General features: G+C 42.1%; 17 protein-coding genes. 6 read left to right on the top strand and 11 right to left on the bottom strand.

Annotation, left to right across the window (positions count from 1 at the left end; translation table 11 throughout):
- Positions 1–10: 10 nt before the first annotated feature.
- The 9 genes from H1A14_RS13920 to H1A14_RS13880 all read right to left on the bottom strand — a co-directional run bounded on the left by H1A14_RS13920 (position 11) and on the right by H1A14_RS13880 (position 10,064).
- Complete coding sequence (locus tag H1A14_RS13920) at positions 11–523, bottom strand: hypothetical protein (RefSeq protein WP_194776885.1); 513 nt, start codon at positions 521–523, stop codon at positions 11–13.
- Positions 520–1,281, bottom strand: coding sequence for an alpha/beta hydrolase (locus H1A14_RS13915; protein WP_194776884.1), 762 nt, complete (start codon positions 1,279–1,281; stop codon positions 520–522). Before H1A14_RS13915 ends, H1A14_RS13920 begins: the two co-directional genes overlap by 4 nt.
- A 17-nt stretch (positions 1,282–1,298) precedes the next feature.
- Positions 1,299–1,601 carry a hypothetical protein gene (locus H1A14_RS13910; protein WP_194776883.1) on the bottom strand — a complete coding sequence of 101 codons (303 nt, stop codon included), beginning with the start codon at positions 1,599–1,601 and terminating at the stop codon, positions 1,299–1,301.
- Between the two features lie 322 nt (positions 1,602–1,923).
- Positions 1,924–3,669 (bottom strand): ABC transporter ATP-binding protein, encoded by a 1,746-nt coding sequence (locus H1A14_RS13905; protein WP_194776882.1) that lies wholly within the window; start codon positions 3,667–3,669, stop codon positions 1,924–1,926.
- Between the two features lie 480 nt (positions 3,670–4,149).
- A complete protein-coding gene (locus H1A14_RS13900; protein ID WP_194776881.1) occupies positions 4,150–5,112 on the bottom strand; it encodes a phytanoyl-CoA dioxygenase family protein in 963 nt (320 codons plus the stop codon).
- Between the two features lie 137 nt (positions 5,113–5,249).
- Positions 5,250–5,906, bottom strand: a complete 657-nt coding sequence (locus H1A14_RS13895; RefSeq protein ID WP_194776880.1) for a DUF6266 family protein — start codon at positions 5,904–5,906, stop codon at positions 5,250–5,252.
- A 322-nt stretch (positions 5,907–6,228) separates the two neighbouring features.
- Entirely contained in the window at positions 6,229–6,816 is a 588-nt protein-coding gene (locus tag H1A14_RS13890; protein ID WP_194776879.1) for a DUF4136 domain-containing protein, read from the bottom strand.
- Positions 6,817–7,333: 517 nt separating this feature from the next.
- On the bottom strand, positions 7,334–8,686 hold the full coding sequence (locus tag H1A14_RS13885; protein ID WP_194776878.1) for a sensor histidine kinase: 1,353 nt from the start codon (positions 8,684–8,686) through the stop codon (positions 7,334–7,336).
- Positions 8,676–10,064, bottom strand: coding sequence for a sigma-54-dependent transcriptional regulator (locus H1A14_RS13880; RefSeq protein WP_194776877.1), 1,389 nt, complete (start codon positions 10,062–10,064; stop codon positions 8,676–8,678). The genes H1A14_RS13885 and H1A14_RS13880 overlap by 11 nt, the downstream gene beginning before the upstream one ends.
- A 443-nt stretch (positions 10,065–10,507) precedes the next feature.
- Here H1A14_RS13880 and H1A14_RS13875 point away from each other — a divergent pair, with 443 nt between their 5' ends.
- From H1A14_RS13875 to H1A14_RS13860, 4 genes are all read left to right on the top strand, one after another.
- Positions 10,508–11,758, top strand: coding sequence for an efflux RND transporter periplasmic adaptor subunit (locus H1A14_RS13875; RefSeq protein ID WP_194776876.1), 1,251 nt, complete (start codon positions 10,508–10,510; stop codon positions 11,756–11,758).
- 203 nt (positions 11,759–11,961) lie between these two features.
- Positions 11,962–12,330 (top strand): four helix bundle protein, encoded by a 369-nt coding sequence (locus tag H1A14_RS13870; protein ID WP_194776875.1) that lies wholly within the window; start codon positions 11,962–11,964, stop codon positions 12,328–12,330.
- Between the two features lie 328 nt (positions 12,331–12,658).
- The gene (locus H1A14_RS13865; RefSeq protein ID WP_194776874.1) at positions 12,659–13,357 is read left to right on the top strand and encodes an ABC transporter ATP-binding protein; all 699 of its coding nucleotides are present in this window, start codon (positions 12,659–12,661) and stop codon (positions 13,355–13,357) included.
- A 218-nt stretch (positions 13,358–13,575) separates the two neighbouring features.
- Complete coding sequence (locus H1A14_RS13860) at positions 13,576–15,945, top strand: ABC transporter permease (RefSeq protein WP_194776873.1); 2,370 nt, start codon at positions 13,576–13,578, stop codon at positions 15,943–15,945.
- 100 nt (positions 15,946–16,045) lie between these two features.
- Here the strand turns inward: H1A14_RS13860 and H1A14_RS13855 are convergent, their stop codons facing one another.
- A complete protein-coding gene (locus tag H1A14_RS13855) occupies positions 16,046–17,020 on the bottom strand; it encodes a Kelch repeat-containing protein (protein ID WP_194776872.1) in 975 nt (324 codons plus the stop codon).
- Positions 17,021–17,159: 139 nt separating this feature from the next.
- Positions 17,160–18,155: a bestrophin family protein gene (locus H1A14_RS13850; RefSeq protein ID WP_194776871.1), complete on the bottom strand. Its 996-nt coding sequence runs from the start codon at positions 18,153–18,155 to the stop codon at positions 17,160–17,162.
- A 427-nt stretch (positions 18,156–18,582) separates the two neighbouring features.
- On the opposite strand from H1A14_RS13850, the gene H1A14_RS13845 reads away from it, so the two are divergent.
- Complete coding sequence (locus tag H1A14_RS13845) at positions 18,583–18,750, top strand: hypothetical protein (RefSeq protein WP_194776870.1); 168 nt, start codon at positions 18,583–18,585, stop codon at positions 18,748–18,750.
- Positions 18,751–18,791: 41 nt separating this feature from the next.
- Positions 18,792–19,064: a hypothetical protein gene (locus tag H1A14_RS13840; RefSeq protein ID WP_194776869.1), complete on the top strand. Its 273-nt coding sequence runs from the start codon at positions 18,792–18,794 to the stop codon at positions 19,062–19,064.
- Positions 19,065–19,196: the final 132 nt, after the last annotated feature.

Here is a 19,196-nt window from a genome sequence, read left to right as displayed (position 1 = left end):
TTATTTCTGATCAAAATCTGAAATGAAGTCCGATGGGAAGGTCCCAAAACCGGTTTACCTGGCTGTATTTGCCATAGGCAGGGGAACCATAATGTCTCAACCCCATGGATAATCCTAAGGCCAGTTTGGGCCTCAATTGGTAATTGATGGATGCTTCCACGCCGAGACCTCCCATGTAAAGTGGGCTGGGCCTAAACAAGGCCATGCCTTGAAAGATTTGGCCACCGGCGCTGTACCACCATCGGGAATCAGAAATGGTATTGACGTAATGATAGGCCCCTTTAGCAAAGACATAGTGGCTGATACCATTAAATCCATATTCCAGTCCTGTCTCAATTTTGGTTTTGGACCTGTGTTCAAAAAAGTAACTGCCAGAAAGAGCCGCTCCATTCCAACCCCATCCCGCATTCCCCTGATAGGCCAGTCGCTGAAAATTATGGACATTTGCATCCCATTTGAAATCCTGGGCCATGGTAACGTAGGGTAGCAGGAGAACAAGGAAAGCTATTGCAATTGATTTCATGGCTGTAGGGTTTCTATAAAAGTCAAAATGGCTGTCAGCATAAGTTCCTGTTGTTCTGAAACCGAAATGTCAGCTTCATTGTCTCCATTTTGAAGTCCATAACAGCCAAAGCCCGAGTGGTTCCCTCCAGGTATTTCGTAAAATTCAGTCACATTGTTGATCTGCCCACTTTGTATCGTGGGATCGGTAACGATGAACCTTGGTGGGCTGAAAGCTTCATTTTCATCTATTTTTTCGCGTGTTGACAATCCGTCCCGGCTACCGGAAATGCTCAATACCCTGTACTGTGGTTGGTTGAGGGTGTAGTTTTCAGTGACCCAAGACCCCAAAAACACCACGTTGGAAAAAGGTGCCGGATTCCGGTTGGCCATGGCTGCAGCAGATACTCCTCCTAAGCTATGCCCTCCGGTAAGCCAATGCCGGATCTTGGGGTAATCTTTTGGAATTGAAGCGCCGTGCTGATTTTTAAAAATGGACAGGTTACCTGGAATTTTCAATGAAAAGACCATGATTTCATGATTTCTGCTGATCAATTCATCCATCCAGCAGAGGTACACATGTGGATCTACAAGACCCCCGGGGTAAAACACAAATCCAATAGTCGGGTTCACTGATGCATGTTGCAGGATGATATAATCCCCTTGGTCTACCATGCGATTTTGAATGGCTAAGTCCTCCAAAGGTTCACCCAGATAGCTGCAAGCCGTAAAAATAGAGATGGCCATCATTCCAAAAAACCAAGGGATCTGTTTAATCATGACTTTAGAAATTATTTTCATTGACTTGTTTCCTTAAACTTTATGGATGTGCCTGATACAATATTGCGTTTTTCTATTCTGGTAAATCTGACATTAACCAAGCCATCAGTCCCTTCATTTCTCGCCATTTCCACCAATTGATCCAGCATTAATTTTGGATTTGAGGGCAAGGTCCTCTGGATTTCTATGTATCTGATTTCCTCAAAGGCCCTTTCAGGTACTTTGGTGGTGTATACCTCCATTCCGTCAAAAGTTCCCTCCTCTACAAAATGGATTTGGTGACACCACATCCTGCGAGCAAGCACAAGAAACCCATGCAAGACATGAATTTAAATACATTTATCATCAGAAAATTTTAAACGCTTCTATATAATTTCATTCATTGTAGTCGAGTCCTTGGTAAAATGCCATTTACATGTGTTTTTAGATCAGGTAATTTGCATCAATAGATGTAGAAAACAGAAATTGAACTTCGCCAAGCAACACAACAATCCTAACGCATTAATTAAAATGTAGGTTTTTTTGTGCTGTTTCTGATCAATTGCCTATTTAAATGTGGCCTACTTATTAATACAAACCAGTAATATCTGAGTAAAGAAAAGCCAGGTTGAGCATATTTTTAGCAGTTAGACCAAAAGAAGATTAACGTAAAATCCGCTCACCAATCTGCTGCCGCCACATGGCGTAGTACAAACCTTTTAATTCAAGCAATTCCTCATGGGCTCCGTCTTCCACCACCTTTCCTTTTTCCAAAACATAAATTTTGTCTACATTTTTGATGGTGGACAGCCTATGGGCAATGGAAATGATCATGCGGTTTTTGCTTTGGGAAATTTGATTGATCGTATCCGTAATCGCCTCTTCTGTAATGGAATCCAATGCTGCGGTTGCCTCATCGAAAATCAGGATTCGGGGATTCCTCAAAAGGGCCCTTGCAATGGACAAACGTTGCTTTTCTCCACCGGATAATTTGTTACCTCCTTCTCCCAAGAGTGTATCGAGTCCTTTGGGGCTGTTGATCAGGTTGTAGGAGGCGGATCTTTCCAAGGCATCCATCATTTCTTCTTCGGTGGCATCCGGCTTGATGAATTGCAGATTTTGCCTAACCGTTCCCGCAAAGAGCTGGGTATCTTGGGTCACGATGCCGATCTGCCTTCTGAGAGGATTGTATCGAATGTCCTCGACGGAAATGTCATCAAAGAAAATATCCCCCTGATCCGCCCGGTACAAGCCTACCAGCAATTTGATCAAAGTGGATTTACCGGAACCACTTGGACCTACAAATGCAATGGACTCGCCCACACTCAATTTAAAGGAAATCCCGTCGATGGAATTGTCCAGTGCGGATTGGTGCCTGAAGACCACATTTTTAAATTCCAAGGATTCCAACTCTCCCAATTCAATGGGTTCTTCAGGACGGGTTTCTATGGGCTTATTCATCAACTTGTCAAAGCTCAACAAAGAAGCCTCAGCTTCCCGATAAGCCAGGATGATGGATCCCAAATCCTGTAAGGGAACAAATATAAAATTGAGGATAAACTGCATGGAAATCAGTTCCCCGGTGGTCAGGACATCTCTGAAAATGAGCCAAAGCAAGATAAATAAGATGGACTGCTTGAGCATGTTCAGGATAAAACCCTGCATAAATGAAAGAGACCTTACTTGTTTTACTTTGTCCATCTCCATCCTGAAGATGTCTTCGGTAAATACCTTTAATCTCCGGATCTCCGGAAAAGTCAGACCGAGGCTTTTGACCAGCTCTATGTTTCTAAGGGACTCGGTGATGTTGCCGGACATGATGGCGTTTTCCCGGAAGATTTTTTTTTGAACCGCTTTGATTTTTTGACTCAAAAGTCCCGTCAGACCTCCCAACAGCAATACCCCAATGAAAAACACCGGAATCAAGGCCCAGTGCTTGGTTAATGCATAATACATCAGAAAACCCATGCCTACGACTGTAGAAAAAAGGATTTGAATAAATGCGCTTAAAAACCGCTCCGTATCCCTTCTGGTTTTGTTGAGAATGGAAAGTGTCTCGCCGCTCCTTTGGGTTTCAAACTCCTGAAAACTCAACCTGAGTGTCTGCCTGAGGCCGTCATCAAAAATACTTTTGCCGAACTTCTGCACCACCAGACTGAGTACATAACTGTGAAATGCCCTTGCCAATTTAGCAGCTGTAGCTATGCCAATGGCAATGAGGAGCCATTTGATAATGCCTTGGATCAGTTCACTTTCCGGTTTTTGATCCGGATTGAGGGCAAAATCATCAATGATCCACCCGAAGATGATGGGATCCAGAAAGCTTAGTGCCTGGGCAACTGCCGCCAACAACATGGACCAGAACACCAATAATCGGTGGGGCTTCAGGTACTTCCATAGAATTTTCATAGCAGGAGGTTTTGGCCAAGATTTTCAGGAAATACCCAAGTTGCATCCATCTGGGATGAAAAGCAATGAATTCACCTAAAAAGCGAAATAACAGAAGGATGTTTAGATGGATCAAGGTGATGGTAATTGGGGCATCATGCAGTAGTTTACGACAGACCGTCCCATTGCGTCATGCTGAGCCTGCCGAAGCCCGCCTGACGGCCGGGCAGGCCCGCCTGACTTTCGGGCAGGCCCGCCTGACGGCTGGGCAGGCATCTCTCCGTAAATACGGAGAATATTCGCTCCGAAGTGACGAAGACCTTTCGGCCGGCTCCCACCTCAGGCGGGCAGGCAAGGTGACGGTAAATAAGAAAAGAGGTTTCGCTCCGCTCAGAGTGACGCAAAAGAGGTCGGAATTCTTCTAAATTCTAAATTCTGAAGTCATCATTCATCATTCATCATTCAAAATCCGTAAATCGTAAATCGTAAATCGTAATTCCCTTACCATCTATCCAACCCCAATAATTTCCGGCCCAAACCGCTGAGCGTGGCGGTTCCGTACTTTGTCTTTTCCCAATTCCGGGGATCCCCGGGGAAGGCATATCCTTCGGGAGCTATCCTTTCTTTCCAGGATTGTATTCTCCATGCTCTCAGGGGTTTATTTTCTTCCTCTGCGGGCATCATGCTGATGTATTGGGCGATTCTTACTTTGTCCTTGCTGTGATTGGGCCGGATGCCATGTGGAAGAAGTGAATTGAAAATCAATAAATCACCTGCCTTCAGCAAGACTTTTTTCAATTCAAAACCCGAGATGTCAGGTTGAAAATGGTTTCGGTCCTTGGGTTGGGTTAGTTTCCAGGTATCATAGGATCGGTAGAGTTCAGGAATGCACTGAAAGCCTCCCATTTGTTCATCCATCTGATCCGCCAAAGCCAATACGCCCTGCACATTTTGGGGTTTGGTCTCTGGGTCATAATCCCAATGGATAAAACCTTTGGTTTCGAAGCCCGGTCTGATCGGAAAATTGAGGTTGGCCCGGTCGATGGTGACCCAAAGCTTCTCCGTTCCCCAGATGTCAGCAAAGGCCTGATGGATCCTGGGATTTTGCCGGTTGTTCCAAAGCATCTGATGGTTATACACTTCCACCATGCCTGTATTCGTCAATTCCTTCATCTGGATTTCAGCCCGGGGAGGGGTGTACCAGGTTTCAGGGTTATTGGGGTCCTTCTCTTCAAATTCCCAAATAAAATCAGCAGTGGCCTGAGCCTCTTGAGAGGATATGGCCCCCTTGATGACGATGTATCCGTTGTGAATCCAAAACCGCCAATCTTCTTCACTCAGGACCTTTAGCGGTTTGCCATTGCTGCGGTCATTCAGTTTGGTTTTGCTGCTTTTGGCTGTACTGGGATTTCCGGGGATGTCCTTGTGGGCCATGGTGGGTTTGGATTGGATTGGATCATGCATCACTTCCGAATTTTGGTTTAAAACAAATTTCACCAAAAACCAAGGATTAACCAAGCCAAATAGGTTTGATGAGTGAGGTCATTAGGACAAAATTTGTATAGGTCGGCCTAAAGGACAGAAACAGACCGGTACATGTTTTACATTTTACCAAGATAAACCGAATCAGAAAGCATGCGTTTTTTGGTCCGGGCTTGTTCCTGACTGAAAGCAAGATAAACATCCCAAGGTCCTTCCGTATGCATGGGATGTAAGGCGAGAATGTGCTGACCGGTTTCCCGGGTTCTTCCAAGAAATTCCCAATGTACCTGCTTTTTTTCCGGGTTGTATAAGACCACAAAAGCCTTGTCAAAGGGCTTGGCACTGGAGATCCATGAATTGTCTTTCCAAGTGAACGTAATACCCTCCGCGGCTTTTTCAGCCGATGCGTTCTGAGGTGGCATCAAGGAACCTTTACTGACTTTGAAGAGTGCCGGATCTATATAAAAAGCATCGGTTTCCTGAACAAAACAATGGGCCTTGGTATGGGAAACACAGGCATGGTAAGCCCTTCTAGCCCCCGCTTCAAATTCCTGAAAACCAAATGCGATCACTTTGATCAGTGGCTTGAGATACCTTTGGGTCATGCCCATTTTGTCTTGGGATATTTTTTTAAGGGGCGAGACTTTCTGCTTTTGTGCTTTGGTTTGTTTGGATGGGGCTTTTCTGAAGTAGGTTTGGCCACCTACCTGATAAAACACCAAATTGCCAACCTTTCCATTGAATGTTCCTCCGGGTGAATGGATAACTTTTGCCATAGTAGAAAAATAAAAAGTGAAAATGAATATACTAAACTTTAAGTAATCATCCAAGATCAATAGCAAAAAATCAAAGTATTACTAAAAAGTATAGCGTTGAAAAAGCATTGCCTTATTGTGTCAATAATGCATTTAAAATGGTTTTTGATTGGTGAAGGAATGGTCAAGGAAAAGGATTACATACTTACTTTTACCTGGTATCAGTAATTTTTTGGTAAACCTGAACAAGCCGAATTTTGGGCAGAAAAAAGCTACCCATGTTACTTTTATACAGCCACCCGATATACCCGAAACTATGCCTTTGTAAAGGCAGATTTAGATCTTAAAACTGAGAATTTCGAGTGACCACTTTAAATTGGTCCATGATGCGGTAGGTTGCTCTGGCTAAGTCCAAATTGATATTGGGGGAATTATAATCGAATTGGGCAGAGGTGTATCCTTGCCATATGGTATTTCCTTTTTTGTTGTCAATCACAAAAATCACCAACATTCCTTCATTTTCAACATATTTAACCTTGTTGTAATCTTCGCCTTTGTTCCGATTCTCTAACTTATCTTCTTCATCATAATCGACCTCCTCACTTTGATTTCGAACCCACATTTCAAATTCAGGCTGTACATAACCGCGGTACCTTACTTCAGAGTAAAAAAGCTTGTATGAAATCAACAAATCAGGCTTATCCAGATTCATCCGATATCCTTGCGCCCCAAGCCTTGAGGTGATAGACTTTTCGATTGTGGGTTCATGACTGGTGGAGTCGACGTTCATGATTTCCAAAAATCCGAAGGTTTTATACTTCTTAAAATTGCCTCGATAATTGTAATCATATTCTGCGATAAAGTCTCTTTGAGAAAAACATGCTGATGCAATTATCAACAATAGGATAAATAGGTAGGATGTATTTTTCATATCATTGAAAATAAAGGTATTGGTAATGATTAAGTAGATACAACAAATATTAAAACTTATTAAAACAAAGGTAAAACTTGTACTTTACCATATTGTTTTTGCTGTTTGTCATATTTAATAGAATATTAGCAACTTCTGGCCTTATTTCAAAAAGAAAACTTGAAAAATAGCTGCTAACTGTTATGATAATGACGGAATTAGACAAGTAAAGTGGAATATTTCTATCCCAAAAGCCTATGTTAAATTATGGTTAATTTTAAAATCAGAATAACCGGATATAAGCGCTAAGCTTTTGGTTTTGAAAACAAGTAAACCGGAAAACAGGATATCCTCCACTTGGACAAGTGGACAACATGATATCCTTAGGTAGCGTGAAGGTGATTTACGATTTACGATTTACGATTTGGGATTTACGATTTGGGACTTGGGATTTACGATTTGGGGGATTTAGGAATTACGGACGGAAAACTGGGATCAGGATATCAGATATTCGTATACCTGGACAACCGGACAATAACTACCCAAAAGTCAGAGTAAAAACTGTTTTTTCATTGGGAATGGAATTAACCACAAGATTTCCCCGATGCAGGTTCATGATCTGTCGGGAGATGGCAAGACCGATCCCACTACCTGTTTTTTTGGTGGTGTAAAAGGGTACGAATATCCTCTCAATGGCCTCCGGCACAATACCCTCACCGTGGTCTATTACCTGTAAATAGGGATAACTATGTTTATCTAACCCAGCTTTTAAATGGATAATTCTGTTCTGAGATTTGTCCATGGCCTCCTTTCCATTTTTCACCAAGTTGATCAATATCATCTGAATGAGGTCCTGATCGGCAACCAACTCCAATTCCTTGGGTGAGATTTCAGCATCCAACTTGATTTTCGCTTTGGCCAATTCTTCTTTAAGTAAAATACAAATGTTTTCAAAAAGTTGATGAACCAAGAATGGCTTTAGGTTAGGATTGGGTATATTGGTATAGTCCCGATAGGCATTTACAAAATCAACCAGTCCTATGCTTCGCTTAGAAATGGTGGCCAGCCCTTCTTTGAGATCCTGGTAGCTTTCCCTTTCGACGATCAAAGCATCCTGTCTTTCTTCCACATCCTCCTCCAGTATGGTTCCAAGTGAATTGGCTAAGCTGGCAATAGGGGTCATGGAGTTCATGATTTCGTGACGCAGCACCTTGGTCAGGTTTTGCCAGGCCTCCAGTTCGTTTTTCTGCAATTCCGACTTGATATTTTGAAAAGAAAGCAGGGTCCAGCTGTTGCCCTCCATCTTAAAAGCAGCCGATTGGACATTAAGATGAAGCTCAGGATTGATTTTGATGGAAAACGAGCCACCTGGACTCAGTTGAAGTACATTTTTCAATAGCTCAATAGACAATTTACCAAGATCATTGATGTCTTTAAACTGTGGAATCTGCAGGAGCTGTTTGGCAGTTCCGTTGATCACACCTATTCTTCCAGCACTGTCAAAAGATATGATTCCTGTATTGATGTGCTGGATCATGATCTGTAAAAACAGCATTTGTTCTTCTTTTTGGGCCCTGGTTTTCTTGAAAGCATCAATGACTTCATTGAAGGACATGTTCATTTCACGAAAGGACTTCCCCAATCTGCTGTCTTTGGTGAAGGAGGAGGAAAAATCGGAATACCTTATGGATTCCAGAAAGCGGGTGATTTTCTTATTGGTGGTATTCCCATAGCTGATCAGATTGATCGTAAGTAGGATCAGGATAAAAAAGAAAAGGATAGTCTGGGCCATAGCCGTTTCCTGCATGTAAAAATACACACCTAGAAAAACGGTCAGGACAATCAGCCCCACCCTGACACTGATGCCTAATGCAAAAGATTTAAAGCCCATACCGCTCCAGTCTTCTATACAATGACGAACGGGTCAAACCCAATTCCTCAGCCGCACGAGTAATGTGGCCATTGTGTTTTTGCAGAGCTTTCCGGATCAGGATTTTTTCAACATCCTCAATATTTAAGTGATCCAAACTAACCATTTCTTCCTGTTTTTCGGGAGCCAATTGCTTTTGAATAAAAAGATCTTCTGGCTGTAAAACACTGTGGTTGGTCATGATCACTGCCCTTTCTATGCTATGCTGCAATTCCCTGATGTTGCCCGGCCAGTGGTATTTCTGCATGCGTTTGATCAACCCTTCTCCAGCCTTACGAATATCCTTGTTGTATTTTTTGGCATATACCTCAATAAAATGATTTGCTAAATGCGGAATATCATCCAACCTTTCGCGCAATGCCGGCAAGGTGATTTCTATGGTATTGATCCTGTAAAGTAAATCCTGTCGGAAAGAATTGTCATAGACCATGTTATGGATGGGCATGTTGGTGGCAGAGATCAGCCGGATATTTACCGGTGTGGCTTTATTGGCCCCAACTCGGGTCACTTCCCTGTTTTGTAAAGCGGCCAGTAATTTGGCCTGAAGCGCCAATGGCAGGTTTCCGATTTCATCCAGAAAAAGGGTGCCTTTATTCGCCTGTTCAAACCTGCCTGTCCGGTCTTCCTTGGCATCAGTAAATGAGCCTTTTTTGTGCCCGAAAAGCTCACTTTCAAATAGCGTGGATGTGATGGATCCCAAGTCAACCCCTACAAATGCCTCCCTGTGCCTTCGGGAATTTCTGTGGATGGCCCGGGCAATCAACTCTTTCCCTGTTCCGTTTTCTCCGAGAATCAACACATTGGCATCCGTGCCGGCCACTCTTTCTATGGTTTCAAAAACCTTGATCATCCCGGCACTTTGACCTATGATATCCTTAAACTTACTGTCTATGTCTTGATAAATTTGTTGTTGCTGGTTTTTAAGTTGATGGACCTCAAGTTTGGTCTGCCTCAATTGAAGCGAAGCATTGATGGTGGCCAGGAGTTTCTCATTTTCCCAGGGTTTAAGCACAAAATCGGTGGCACCTTCTTTTATCGCTCTTACCGCAGTATTCACATCTCCATAGGCTGTAATCAGCACCACTACAGCTGATGAATCCAATTCCAAAATCCGGTCCAACCAATAAAAACCTTCCTGCCCACTGCTTACATCTTTGGTGAAATTCATGTCCAACATGATGACATCATACTGTTCATTGACTATCAAAATAGGTAGCAAGTCTGGATTTATTTCAGTATCTACCTGACCAAAATGCCTTTTTAAAAAAATTTTTGCTGCTTTGAGCAGATCTTCATTGTCGTCAACAATTAGGATTTTTCCTGGTTTGAGTTCTTTCATAAAAGGGTATTATGTAGTTAAGTTTTTCCAGCATTTACTATTTTCAATTGCCAACTTGGTGTCTTTTTTTACTTGAAGGAAATTGGAGCCTTGCTTCCAAACGCGTGTCTGTTCAATTGGAATACTTTTGGCTAAGTGTACTCATAATTTCCTATGCTGTTATTGGACAAATGCCAAAAGCTGTACCGATTTGATACATATGGGCAAAATTTTCCCAAAAACGGTCATATCTTTTGATTTGACCCATTTTAGACTTTTTGTGTATCAAAACATGGAAGAGCATATTGTCCATGAAATTACAATTTTGGTCGCTGACGGACAAAAATGTTCGAAAATTAAATGAGGAAAGCAAGACATAAGGCCAATCGGCTTGATTTAGCGCTATTTTTTGATGGCATATTAATTGGCATTAAGGAAATGACTGAAAAAATCAGCTGAATACAATGGATCGAAAATTAGAGAAAAAGACTTGGACGCCTAAATTTATTGCCATGATTACCGGAGGGGTACTATTGGTGAGTTTTGTAGTTTACCAATTGGTGTTTGCAGATTCCAGGTCTACCATGAATGTAAACATGGAGCGTGTGACCATTGCCACTGTCAAGACAGGTGAGTTTACAGATTATATACCTGTGAGCGGTAGCATAGAACCCGGCGAAGTTTTTTTCCTGGATGCATTGGAAAGAGGCAATATCCAACAGATCGTACGGGAGTCTGGCGCGATGGTAAAAGCCGGTGACACCATTTTGATCCTTAACAACTCCAACCTTCAGCTGGAAGTAATGGAGAGAGAAGCCAGTTTGTATTTTCAAATCAATAACCTAAGACAGGTTAGGCTCCAACTTGACCAAAATGACCTCAATCAGCAAGGTCAATTGGCGGAGATTGATTATCAAATCAGTTTGCTAAAGCCTCAATATGAGCGATTCAGGGATTTGCACAGCAAAAAGCTCATCTCTGACCGCGAACTGGAAGAGGTCAGGGAGCAGTACGATTATAATGTGAAAAGAAGGGCTTTGACCTATGAGGCCTACAGAAGTGATTCCATATCTAGGGTCAGCCAAAAAAGGCAGCTGCAGGAATCAGAAAACCGGATGAACCAGTCTTTATTTGGGGTAGGCCATATTCTGGACAATCTGGTAGTTAGGGCCCCAATTACAGGGCAATTGTCCACAGAACAAATTGAAGTGGGCCAGTCTATCAGTGCTGGACAACGGTACGGGCAGATCGATATCTTGGACAAATTCAAAGTGAGAGTCCCCATCGATGAACTTTATCTACCCAGGGTATATACAGGATTGAAAGGTACCTTCTCCATAGCTGGAGGAAGTTATGAATTGGAAATAGCCAAGATTTACCCCAATGTCACAGGGGGTAGGTTTGAAGTAGACATGATTTTCACTGATGAAGTGCCGAGCGGCATCCGAAGAGGACAAACTGTCAGAATCAGGCTGGAACTGGGTGAAAGTGAGCAGGCAGTATTGCTCCCCACGGGCGGATTTTACAAGGACACCGGAGGCAACTGGGTTTTTGTAGTCAACCAACAATCCGGCAAAGCAGAACGGCGGGATATCCGTTTAGGAAGAAAAAACCCAGAATTCTATGAGGTAATCGATGGCTTGAGCGAGGGCGAAAAAGTAATCGTCAGTGGCTACGAGAATTTCGGGAAGAATGAGGTGTTGAATTTGAAATGAGTGGGAAGTTGGAAGTTGGAAGTTGGAAGTGGGGAGTTGGAAGTTGGAAGTGTTTCAGTTCAACCAGCAATTTGTTTATGGATTTTATTTGATGATAAGTTATCCTTGAAATAAAAATATTAAGTTAAACTTAGTTATATTTTCATAAAAGTGGTTTTAGTAAATTAGGTTTAAATCTATTTACAATGTAAACCATAGAAAACATGAAATTTAAATTTGAAAAACTGACCATTTGGCAGAAGGCCATGGATTTTGGAGAAGTGTTGTTTCATGAAACCAAAAATTTTCCTAAAGACGAGCTGTTTAATCTGGTTTCACAACTAAGAAGAGCATCTGATTCAATCGCTCTGAATATAGCAGAAGGCGCAACTGGTCAATCCAACCCTGAGTTCCATAGATTCATGGGGTATGCAATGAGATCTCTAGCTGAAGTAGTTACTTGTCTCTATAAAGCACAACGACGAGGATATATTACTTATGAAGAATTTGAATCCAATTATAATGAAGCCTATAATATGATGAATATGATGGCCTCATTTCGATCAAAATTAAAAATAAAAAATACGCTTTAAACGAATGTATTTGAATAATTACTATGTATGTACGCAATGATGCCTTTAAAATGGTAATTCAATATAATATTCACCAGGAAACCGAAATGTCCGGCACATCCCTGCCCGATTACAGATGGGGAACTTCCACCTTCGGACTTCAAGCCCGTATGAAGAAAATATTGGGTCACTGGCAAAAAAGTAGATAACCATAATAAATATTTATCAATTCCTTATGGCAGACTTCGGACTTCCCACTTCGGACTTCCGACATAAAGCAACCTCAATACAAAAATCAGCATCTTATTAAACAAAACAACTTAACTACCTCAATACAAACATCCATCCCATGCAAAACACCATCAAAACTGTCAATTTGAAGAAACTGTACACCACGGAGGAAGTGGAAACCACAGCACTTGACGAAATCAATATCGAGATCAAAAAAGGAGAATTTGTGGCCATTATGGGGCCGTCAGGCTGTGGCAAATCCACCCTGCTCAATATTCTGGGTTTGTTGGACAATCCCGATGAGGGGGAGTATCACTTTTTGGAAAAAGAAGTGGCCAAATTCTCGGAAAGACAGCGTTCACAGTTACGAAAAGGGAACATAGGCTTTGTTTTTCAGAGCTTCAACCTGATTGATGAACTAACCTGCTTTGAGAATGTGGAGCTTCCATTGCTCTACTTAAAGGTACCCTCAGATGAAAGGAGAAGAAGGGTAGAAGAGGTCTTGACCAGAATGAACATCATGCACAGAAAAGACCATTTTCCGCAGCAATTGTCAGGTGGACAACAGCAAAGGGTAGCCATTGCAAGAGCGATTGTAGCCAAGCCCTCTGTAATCCTTGCCGATGAACCTACCGGTAACTTGGACTCTGCCAATGGAGAAGAAGTCATGCGACTTTTAGAGGAACTTAACAATGAAGGAACCACCATTGTAATGGTTACACACTCCCCTCATGATGCCAATTATGCCCATCGAATCATCAATCTGTTTGACGGTAAAGTGGTCACCGAAAACATCAAAGAACAGTTTCACATTTAGAAGTAGGGAAGTATGGAAGTATGGAGGAAGGGAAGCAGTAAACTCTGGAGTCCTTTAATACCTTGTATCAGAAGGCACTCTTATGAAGTAATGTAGCTTTCCGAAACCACCTAAAATCAAGCGTCAAAAAAAAGATTAATCCTCCTCAACTTCCTAACTTCCAACTGCAAACTTCTCAACTTCCAACTTCCCAACTTCCAACTTCCCAACTTCCCACCATGTACCTCAACTACCTCAAAATCGCAATCCGTGGCTTTGCCAAGCACAAGCTGACCTTTTTTATCAACCTGTTTGGTTTGGCTTTAGGACTTTGGGCCGCCATTTCCATTGGCCTTTGGGTCAGGTCTGAAATGAATACCGACAAGGATTTTGCTGAAATAGAATCCGTTTATCAAATCATGGAACACCAACGGTATGGTGCTGAAGTATTTACTACCACGTCCACACCTGGGATTCTTGCCAATGAACTCAAGGAGGTATATCCAGAAGTAGAAAGAGCGGCTACCTATGCCTGGATAGAAAGTAACCTTTTCGCCTTTGAGGAAAACCATGTAAGACTAAACGGTTTTTACGCAGGGGAAGACTATCTGCATATTATGCAATATGAAATCCTCCATGGGGATCGGGATAAAACATTGAAAGACATTTCCAATATGGTGCTTACCGCAAGTGCAGCAGTTAAGCTTTTTGGAAAAACGGATGTGATCGGCGAAACGGTGGTCATGAAGGAAACGGATGTGGAAAGTTCTTTTATCGTGCAAGCGGTACTTGCTCCTTTTCCAAAGGATGTAAGCACGGAGTTCGAATACATTCTTCCTTATCAGTTCATGTTCGATAAACCTTACAATTCCTGGCTTAAACATTGGGGCAACAATGGTCCCAGCACCATTGTGAAGTTGAACAAAGAAGCTGACTGGGAGCAATTCTCAGCTCAAATCGAAGATTTTATCCAGGAAAGGAATGAGGGCAGTCATATCAAAATGTTCGCTTATCCCAAAACAGCGCTGTATCTCCGAGGAAAATTCACAGATGGTCTTCAGCAGGGTGGAAGGATTGAGTATGTCAAACTTTTTTCCATCATAGGGCTTTTTGTGCTCATCATTGCCTGTATCAATTTCATGAACCTTTCTACTGCCAAATCCCAAAAGCGGGCCAAGGAAGTGGGCGTAAGGAAAGCGGTAGGGGCGGAAAAAGGAGCATTGATCAATCAATTTCTTATTGAATCACTGTTATTGACCTTTTTCGCCTGTTTCTTTGCCCTAGTATTGGTTCAATTGACTTTACCCGTTTTCAATACCCTTACGGGAAAAAGTATGGTGGTCCCTTATGGCGAGTGGAACTTTTGGCTTCAATTGGTTGGGGTTTTGGTATTCACTGGATTGGTAGCTGGCAGTTATCCTGCTTTTTACTTGTCTGCAACCAAGGTAGTGTCCGTATTCAGGAGTTACAACAAATCGGGAAAAGGCGTGGTATTGGCCAGAAAAGGTCTGGTTACCTTTCAGTTTATCCTTGCCACCATCCTGATTGTATCCACAGTGGTGGTGTATCAGCAGATCAATTTTGCGCTCAACCAAAATCTTGGTTATGAAAAAGATCAATTGCTGGTTATTCAGTTGGAAGGGAAGTTGCAAGACAATTACGAGGTATTCAAAAACAGGCTGGTTCAAAACCCGAAGGTGCTTTCTATGAGTCGGTCTACCCATTCTTTATTGGGTAGAAATTCCAACACCGGCGGGGTAAATTGGGAAGGTAAAGATCCTGATTTCTCAGCCTTATTCGAAATCATGCGGGTGGATTATGACTTTGTGGAAACTTTGGGCATGACTTTTTATAAAGGAGAGGATTTCTCCCCAGAAAAGGGAGCGGATTCTGTTCAGGGTGCCATTATCAATAAGCGCGCCTATGACTTGATTACGCAGGATAACCCTGAAGCGGTATCATTTGTCCTTCATGAGGAAGAGCGCCTGATTACTGGGGTATTGAATGATTTTCATTTCCAGAGTTTTCACCAGGTGATGGAGCCGGTTATCATCTTGCTGGAACCAACCTTTGCCGGTAATTCTTACATCAAGGTAGGAACAGGTGATATCCAGGAAACCATCGCATTTATCCGGGGTGTGGCGGAGGAGATCAATCCTGATTTTCCATTTCAATATGCTTTTATGGATGAAAACTATGCCAAGATGTACAAAGAGGATGTGAAGGTCCGTGAGCTTGCGAAATATTTCAGTATCCTCACCATATTGATTTCATGTCTGGGTTTGTTGGGATTATCAGCACACATTGCAGAGCAAAAAACGAAAGAGATTGGCATTCGAAAGGTATTGGGTGCTTCTACTTTATCCATTCTTCATGTAATCAACAAAGAATTTATCGCCATAGTAGCTCTTTCCATTTTGGTTGGTTCCGGTCTGGCCTATTGGTTTATGCAGGATTGGTTGGCAGGTTATGCCTTTAGAATAGAATTTGAGTGGTGGTTTATTCCCGTAGCAGCCACCATTATCCTATCCATTGCGTATTTGACGGTCACCTTGCAGGCCCTAAAAGCAGCACAGATCAATCCCGCCACTACCTTAAAAAGTGAATAAAACAGGAATCAATCGAAAGGTAAACAAGGCATAACCTATAAAAATTCTCTCAAAAAAACCGATAGAATTGGTGAAAACTAAAACAAAATTGACATAAACCTCATTCCCATTCCAAACATTCCATGTCATTCAATTCAGGTCCACCCCCTCGATTGGCACTTCCAGCAGCCACATATACCTTTCCTTTATAATGCACGACACCGGTTCCGTGTCGGCCTTGGTTAAGATCTGGTAGCCGTGACCATGTTTCGTCCATCGTATCAAGAACTTCTACCTCTGAGTGGGAAGGCTCCTGAGTACCACTTTCCCCATTGATTACCAGCAAATGACGATCAGTTCCGATGGTAGAAGTGCCAGCTCTGGGAGTAGGTAATTCTGTTTTTACAGTGGACCATGTATGGGAGTCAAAATCAAAATAATCCACTTCCGGAATGGTCAGTTCCAAGACCTTTCCGATTTCAGCATGGGAAGTTCTACCTCCGGCTAGGTAGGCACGATCACCGACCATGGAAGCGGAAAAGTGGTCCCTGGGTCTTGGTGCATCCGGTAAAATTTTCCATGCTCCTGTTTTGGTATCATATTCATCAAACCAGGAAACAAAACCATTCCAATGGCCATCAATAATGCCACAAACCATGTAAATTTTATCTCCTCTTGAAAAAACACCAGCGGATCCTCTGCGCCTGTTTTCAGGAATTTCCGGTCCTTCCCTCCAGGTGTTGTTTTCAGGATTAAATATCAAAAAATGAGGGATTGGGGTTTCATGTGGATAGCCTCCTGTAAATGCGCCAATCACATAAATCTCATGATCAAAGGATATGGCCTGAAAATGATGAAACTCCATGGGGCTATCGGCTAGCACAGTCCATGTATTGGTTGCTGGATCATAGGCTTCTATCGGTCTATTCCCCCGGCCCCCCAATGCGTAAAATTTCCCGTCACATTCGACAAGAGAATTCTCATGTCTGGGTACAGCCTCATTGGCCGCTTCCAGTTTTATCCAATTGGCTCCAACATCCTGAGCAGAAACTGTGTATGAAAGCAATAAAAAGAGGACGAAAAGAGCAGTTTTCATAAGAAGAGGTGGTTGAGGTTTGGGTCTAAAGGTAATCATTTTATCTCTTGGGTAAAAAACATTACCTGTTGGATTTAATGCCCTAAGATTGGATTCCTGCCCACATTTTTTCATCCTTTTCCACCATCTCAAAACCCTCCTACATCAAAAATCCGTTTTCTACCGGGTAAGGTTCAGGGATCACTTCGTCCTCTATCATTTCCCTTAAATCAATTTCAATGGCTCTTGTAATCGAAGAAATGGGGACGTCATTGTAGGCTGCTTCAAAGGGATTTTCCGAATAATCCCCGATCCTGTCCATCAAAAAGAAGATCCAGATGATCAGTCCTGAAAATGGAATGGTCAACCAAGTGTGGAGCACAGAGGAAGTCTGAAAAATATTGAGCAGGCCAAATGGAATCAAGGCACAAAATACGTAATTCATCCACAATGCCGTGGAGGCATACTGTCTGGGTAGGGGGAAGTTTTTGATCCGCTCACACATGCCTTGATTGTCATATAATTTCCCTATGATCTGATGCAGCCAAACATGCTTGTAATCCGTGATTAAACCATCCTTTTCCAATTGGTGAATAGCTTCCGCCTGTTTTTTAAGCAATTGGGATGGAATATTGGTTTTGGTTTTGTAAAAGGCATATTCTGAATCCGGGATATACTGAAGGATTTCATCGTCCAGTCCATTTTTATATTCTTCACAAAAAGAAGGCGCGAAAATCAGTTTTTCCGGATCTTCATTGTGTTCCCAGGACCGCTTTTTTCTCAAAACATATTTAAGTGCCACGAGCCAGGCAAGGTGTCTGCGGATAAGTTCTTTTTTGAGCATGGAGTTATCCTTTCCTTCACTTTCTTTCAGTAAGGTCAGCACTGCAGTGGCAAAAGTCCGGCTGTCATTTACAATGGCTCCCCAGATTTTTCGGGCCTCCCAAGTACGGTCATAGGAACTGTTGTTTTTAAAACCCAAATAAAAGGCAACGGCAATACCAATCACACTGATGGGTTCCCAAGGCAAGGTAAATTCCAAATCGGTCCACTCGAAAATCAGGGTGACCAATGAAGAGTAAATCAATCCGTAATAAAGCGATTTTCTGGACCAACGTATGGTCATCCAAAAACTATAATGTCGTTTTACATACATAAGTCAGATGGCTGATAATGGGAATGAAAAGTGGAAATCCAATTTATACAAATTATACAAGAATCCATCGGGTGCTGCAAAAGAATCTTTTGTTAAGGGATCGGATGCTAATGGCTGTTTTCTATTTTTAAGCTGTGAAATGGATACTGTTTTGCTTGCTTTACTTTTTGTCCGTGGACGGTCCATTTTGTCCGAACATTGATGATTAACTTATCCAAAATATCGATTTCCAAAGGTTTTGCAGACTTTTTAACTGGCACGAGAATGGATGTTGTTATTCTCAGGTAGTTTCTGACCAAGAAAAAATAAAAGAGAATCGAAGGGTGAAATTTGCAAGCGAAGTAAGCCATATGTAAAATTCAAAAATATAAATTATGCAGTCCGCTGCACAATCATTCTTGTTTTTCTTATCCTGATTTTACAATCCGTGCTTGCCCAAGATAAGATGGACAATTATCCACAAGAATATGACAAGGATGGTGAAAGAGATCAAAAAACATCAAAGAAAGAAATAGGAGTAGCACTTGATCGATATCATGATGAAAACAAGGTTACCCAATTCACTACCCTAAAAGATTGGTACATTATGAAATAGTAATAGTTAGAATAGATACAACCTTTTAAACGCAAATCCCTATGACTCACATCGCTATACCCATCCCAACCTCAGCCGGAAAACAGGACATTCAAATTGAAGTGACGATCAACAACCAAAAACAGGCCCTTCATTACAAGGTTGAATTGTTTTATTGGGAGGATTGTCAGAATCCCCAAGGCCATCGTGCGGATTGCCTTTCAGAAATGCTCTCCCATCATGACCCCAATTGGGCGCTTTACTATATCGGAGCTCCAACAGAAAAGTTTGTGCCGATTACGTTTGTGGAGAAAATGAACTCGAGGTTAAAATAGAGTATAGTAGTACCATTGATACATGCTTCGTGATATAAATGGATATAATGCCTTCGGCGATATTTAAAGATATATGCTTCGCGATATAAATAGATAATATGCCTTCGGCGATATAATTTTCCACCATCACGG

It is taken from the genome of Pararhodonellum marinum (genome assembly GCF_015354735.1).
In the GTDB taxonomy this organism is placed as follows: domain Bacteria; phylum Bacteroidota; class Bacteroidia; order Cytophagales; family Cyclobacteriaceae; genus Pararhodonellum; species Pararhodonellum marinum.
The sequence above is the reverse complement of the archived record's forward strand: the minus strand, read 5'-3'. Positions and strand labels throughout refer to the sequence as shown.

What these genes read in the sequence shown, in the direction of transcription:
- H1A14_RS13840 (WP_194776869.1), top strand. Translation starts at nt 18,792, where the DNA reads ATGACTCACATCGCTATACCCATCCCAACCTCAGCCGGAAAACAGGAC.
- H1A14_RS13920 (WP_194776885.1), bottom strand. Translation starts at nt 523, where the DNA reads ATGAAATCAATTGCAATAGCTTTCCTTGTTCTCCTGCTACCCTACGTT.
- H1A14_RS13880 (WP_194776877.1), bottom strand. Translation starts at nt 10,064, where the DNA reads ATGAAAGAACTCAAACCAGGAAAAATCCTAATTGTTGACGACAATGAA.
- H1A14_RS13895 (WP_194776880.1), bottom strand. Translation starts at nt 5,906, where the DNA reads ATGGCAAAAGTTATCCATTCACCCGGAGGAACATTCAATGGAAAGGTT.
- H1A14_RS13855 (WP_194776872.1), bottom strand. Translation starts at nt 17,020, where the DNA reads ATGAAAACTGCTCTTTTCGTCCTCTTTTTATTGCTTTCATACACAGTT.
- H1A14_RS13870 (WP_194776875.1), top strand. Translation starts at nt 11,962, where the DNA reads ATGAAATTTAAATTTGAAAAACTGACCATTTGGCAGAAGGCCATGGAT.
- H1A14_RS13875 (WP_194776876.1), top strand. Translation starts at nt 10,508, where the DNA reads ATGGATCGAAAATTAGAGAAAAAGACTTGGACGCCTAAATTTATTGCC.
- H1A14_RS13885 (WP_194776878.1), bottom strand. Translation starts at nt 8,686, where the DNA reads ATGGGCTTTAAATCTTTTGCATTAGGCATCAGTGTCAGGGTGGGGCTG.
- H1A14_RS13865 (WP_194776874.1), top strand. Translation starts at nt 12,659, where the DNA reads ATGCAAAACACCATCAAAACTGTCAATTTGAAGAAACTGTACACCACG.
- H1A14_RS13890 (WP_194776879.1), bottom strand. Translation starts at nt 6,816, where the DNA reads ATGAAAAATACATCCTACCTATTTATCCTATTGTTGATAATTGCATCA.
- H1A14_RS13905 (WP_194776882.1), bottom strand. Translation starts at nt 3,669, where the DNA reads ATGAAAATTCTATGGAAGTACCTGAAGCCCCACCGATTATTGGTGTTC.
- H1A14_RS13850 (WP_194776871.1), bottom strand. Translation starts at nt 18,155, where the DNA reads ATGTATGTAAAACGACATTATAGTTTTTGGATGACCATACGTTGGTCC.
- H1A14_RS13900 (WP_194776881.1), bottom strand. Translation starts at nt 5,112, where the DNA reads ATGCATGATCCAATCCAATCCAAACCCACCATGGCCCACAAGGACATC.
- H1A14_RS13915 (WP_194776884.1), bottom strand. Translation starts at nt 1,281, where the DNA reads ATGATTAAACAGATCCCTTGGTTTTTTGGAATGATGGCCATCTCTATT.
- H1A14_RS13860 (WP_194776873.1), top strand. Translation starts at nt 13,576, where the DNA reads ATGTACCTCAACTACCTCAAAATCGCAATCCGTGGCTTTGCCAAGCAC.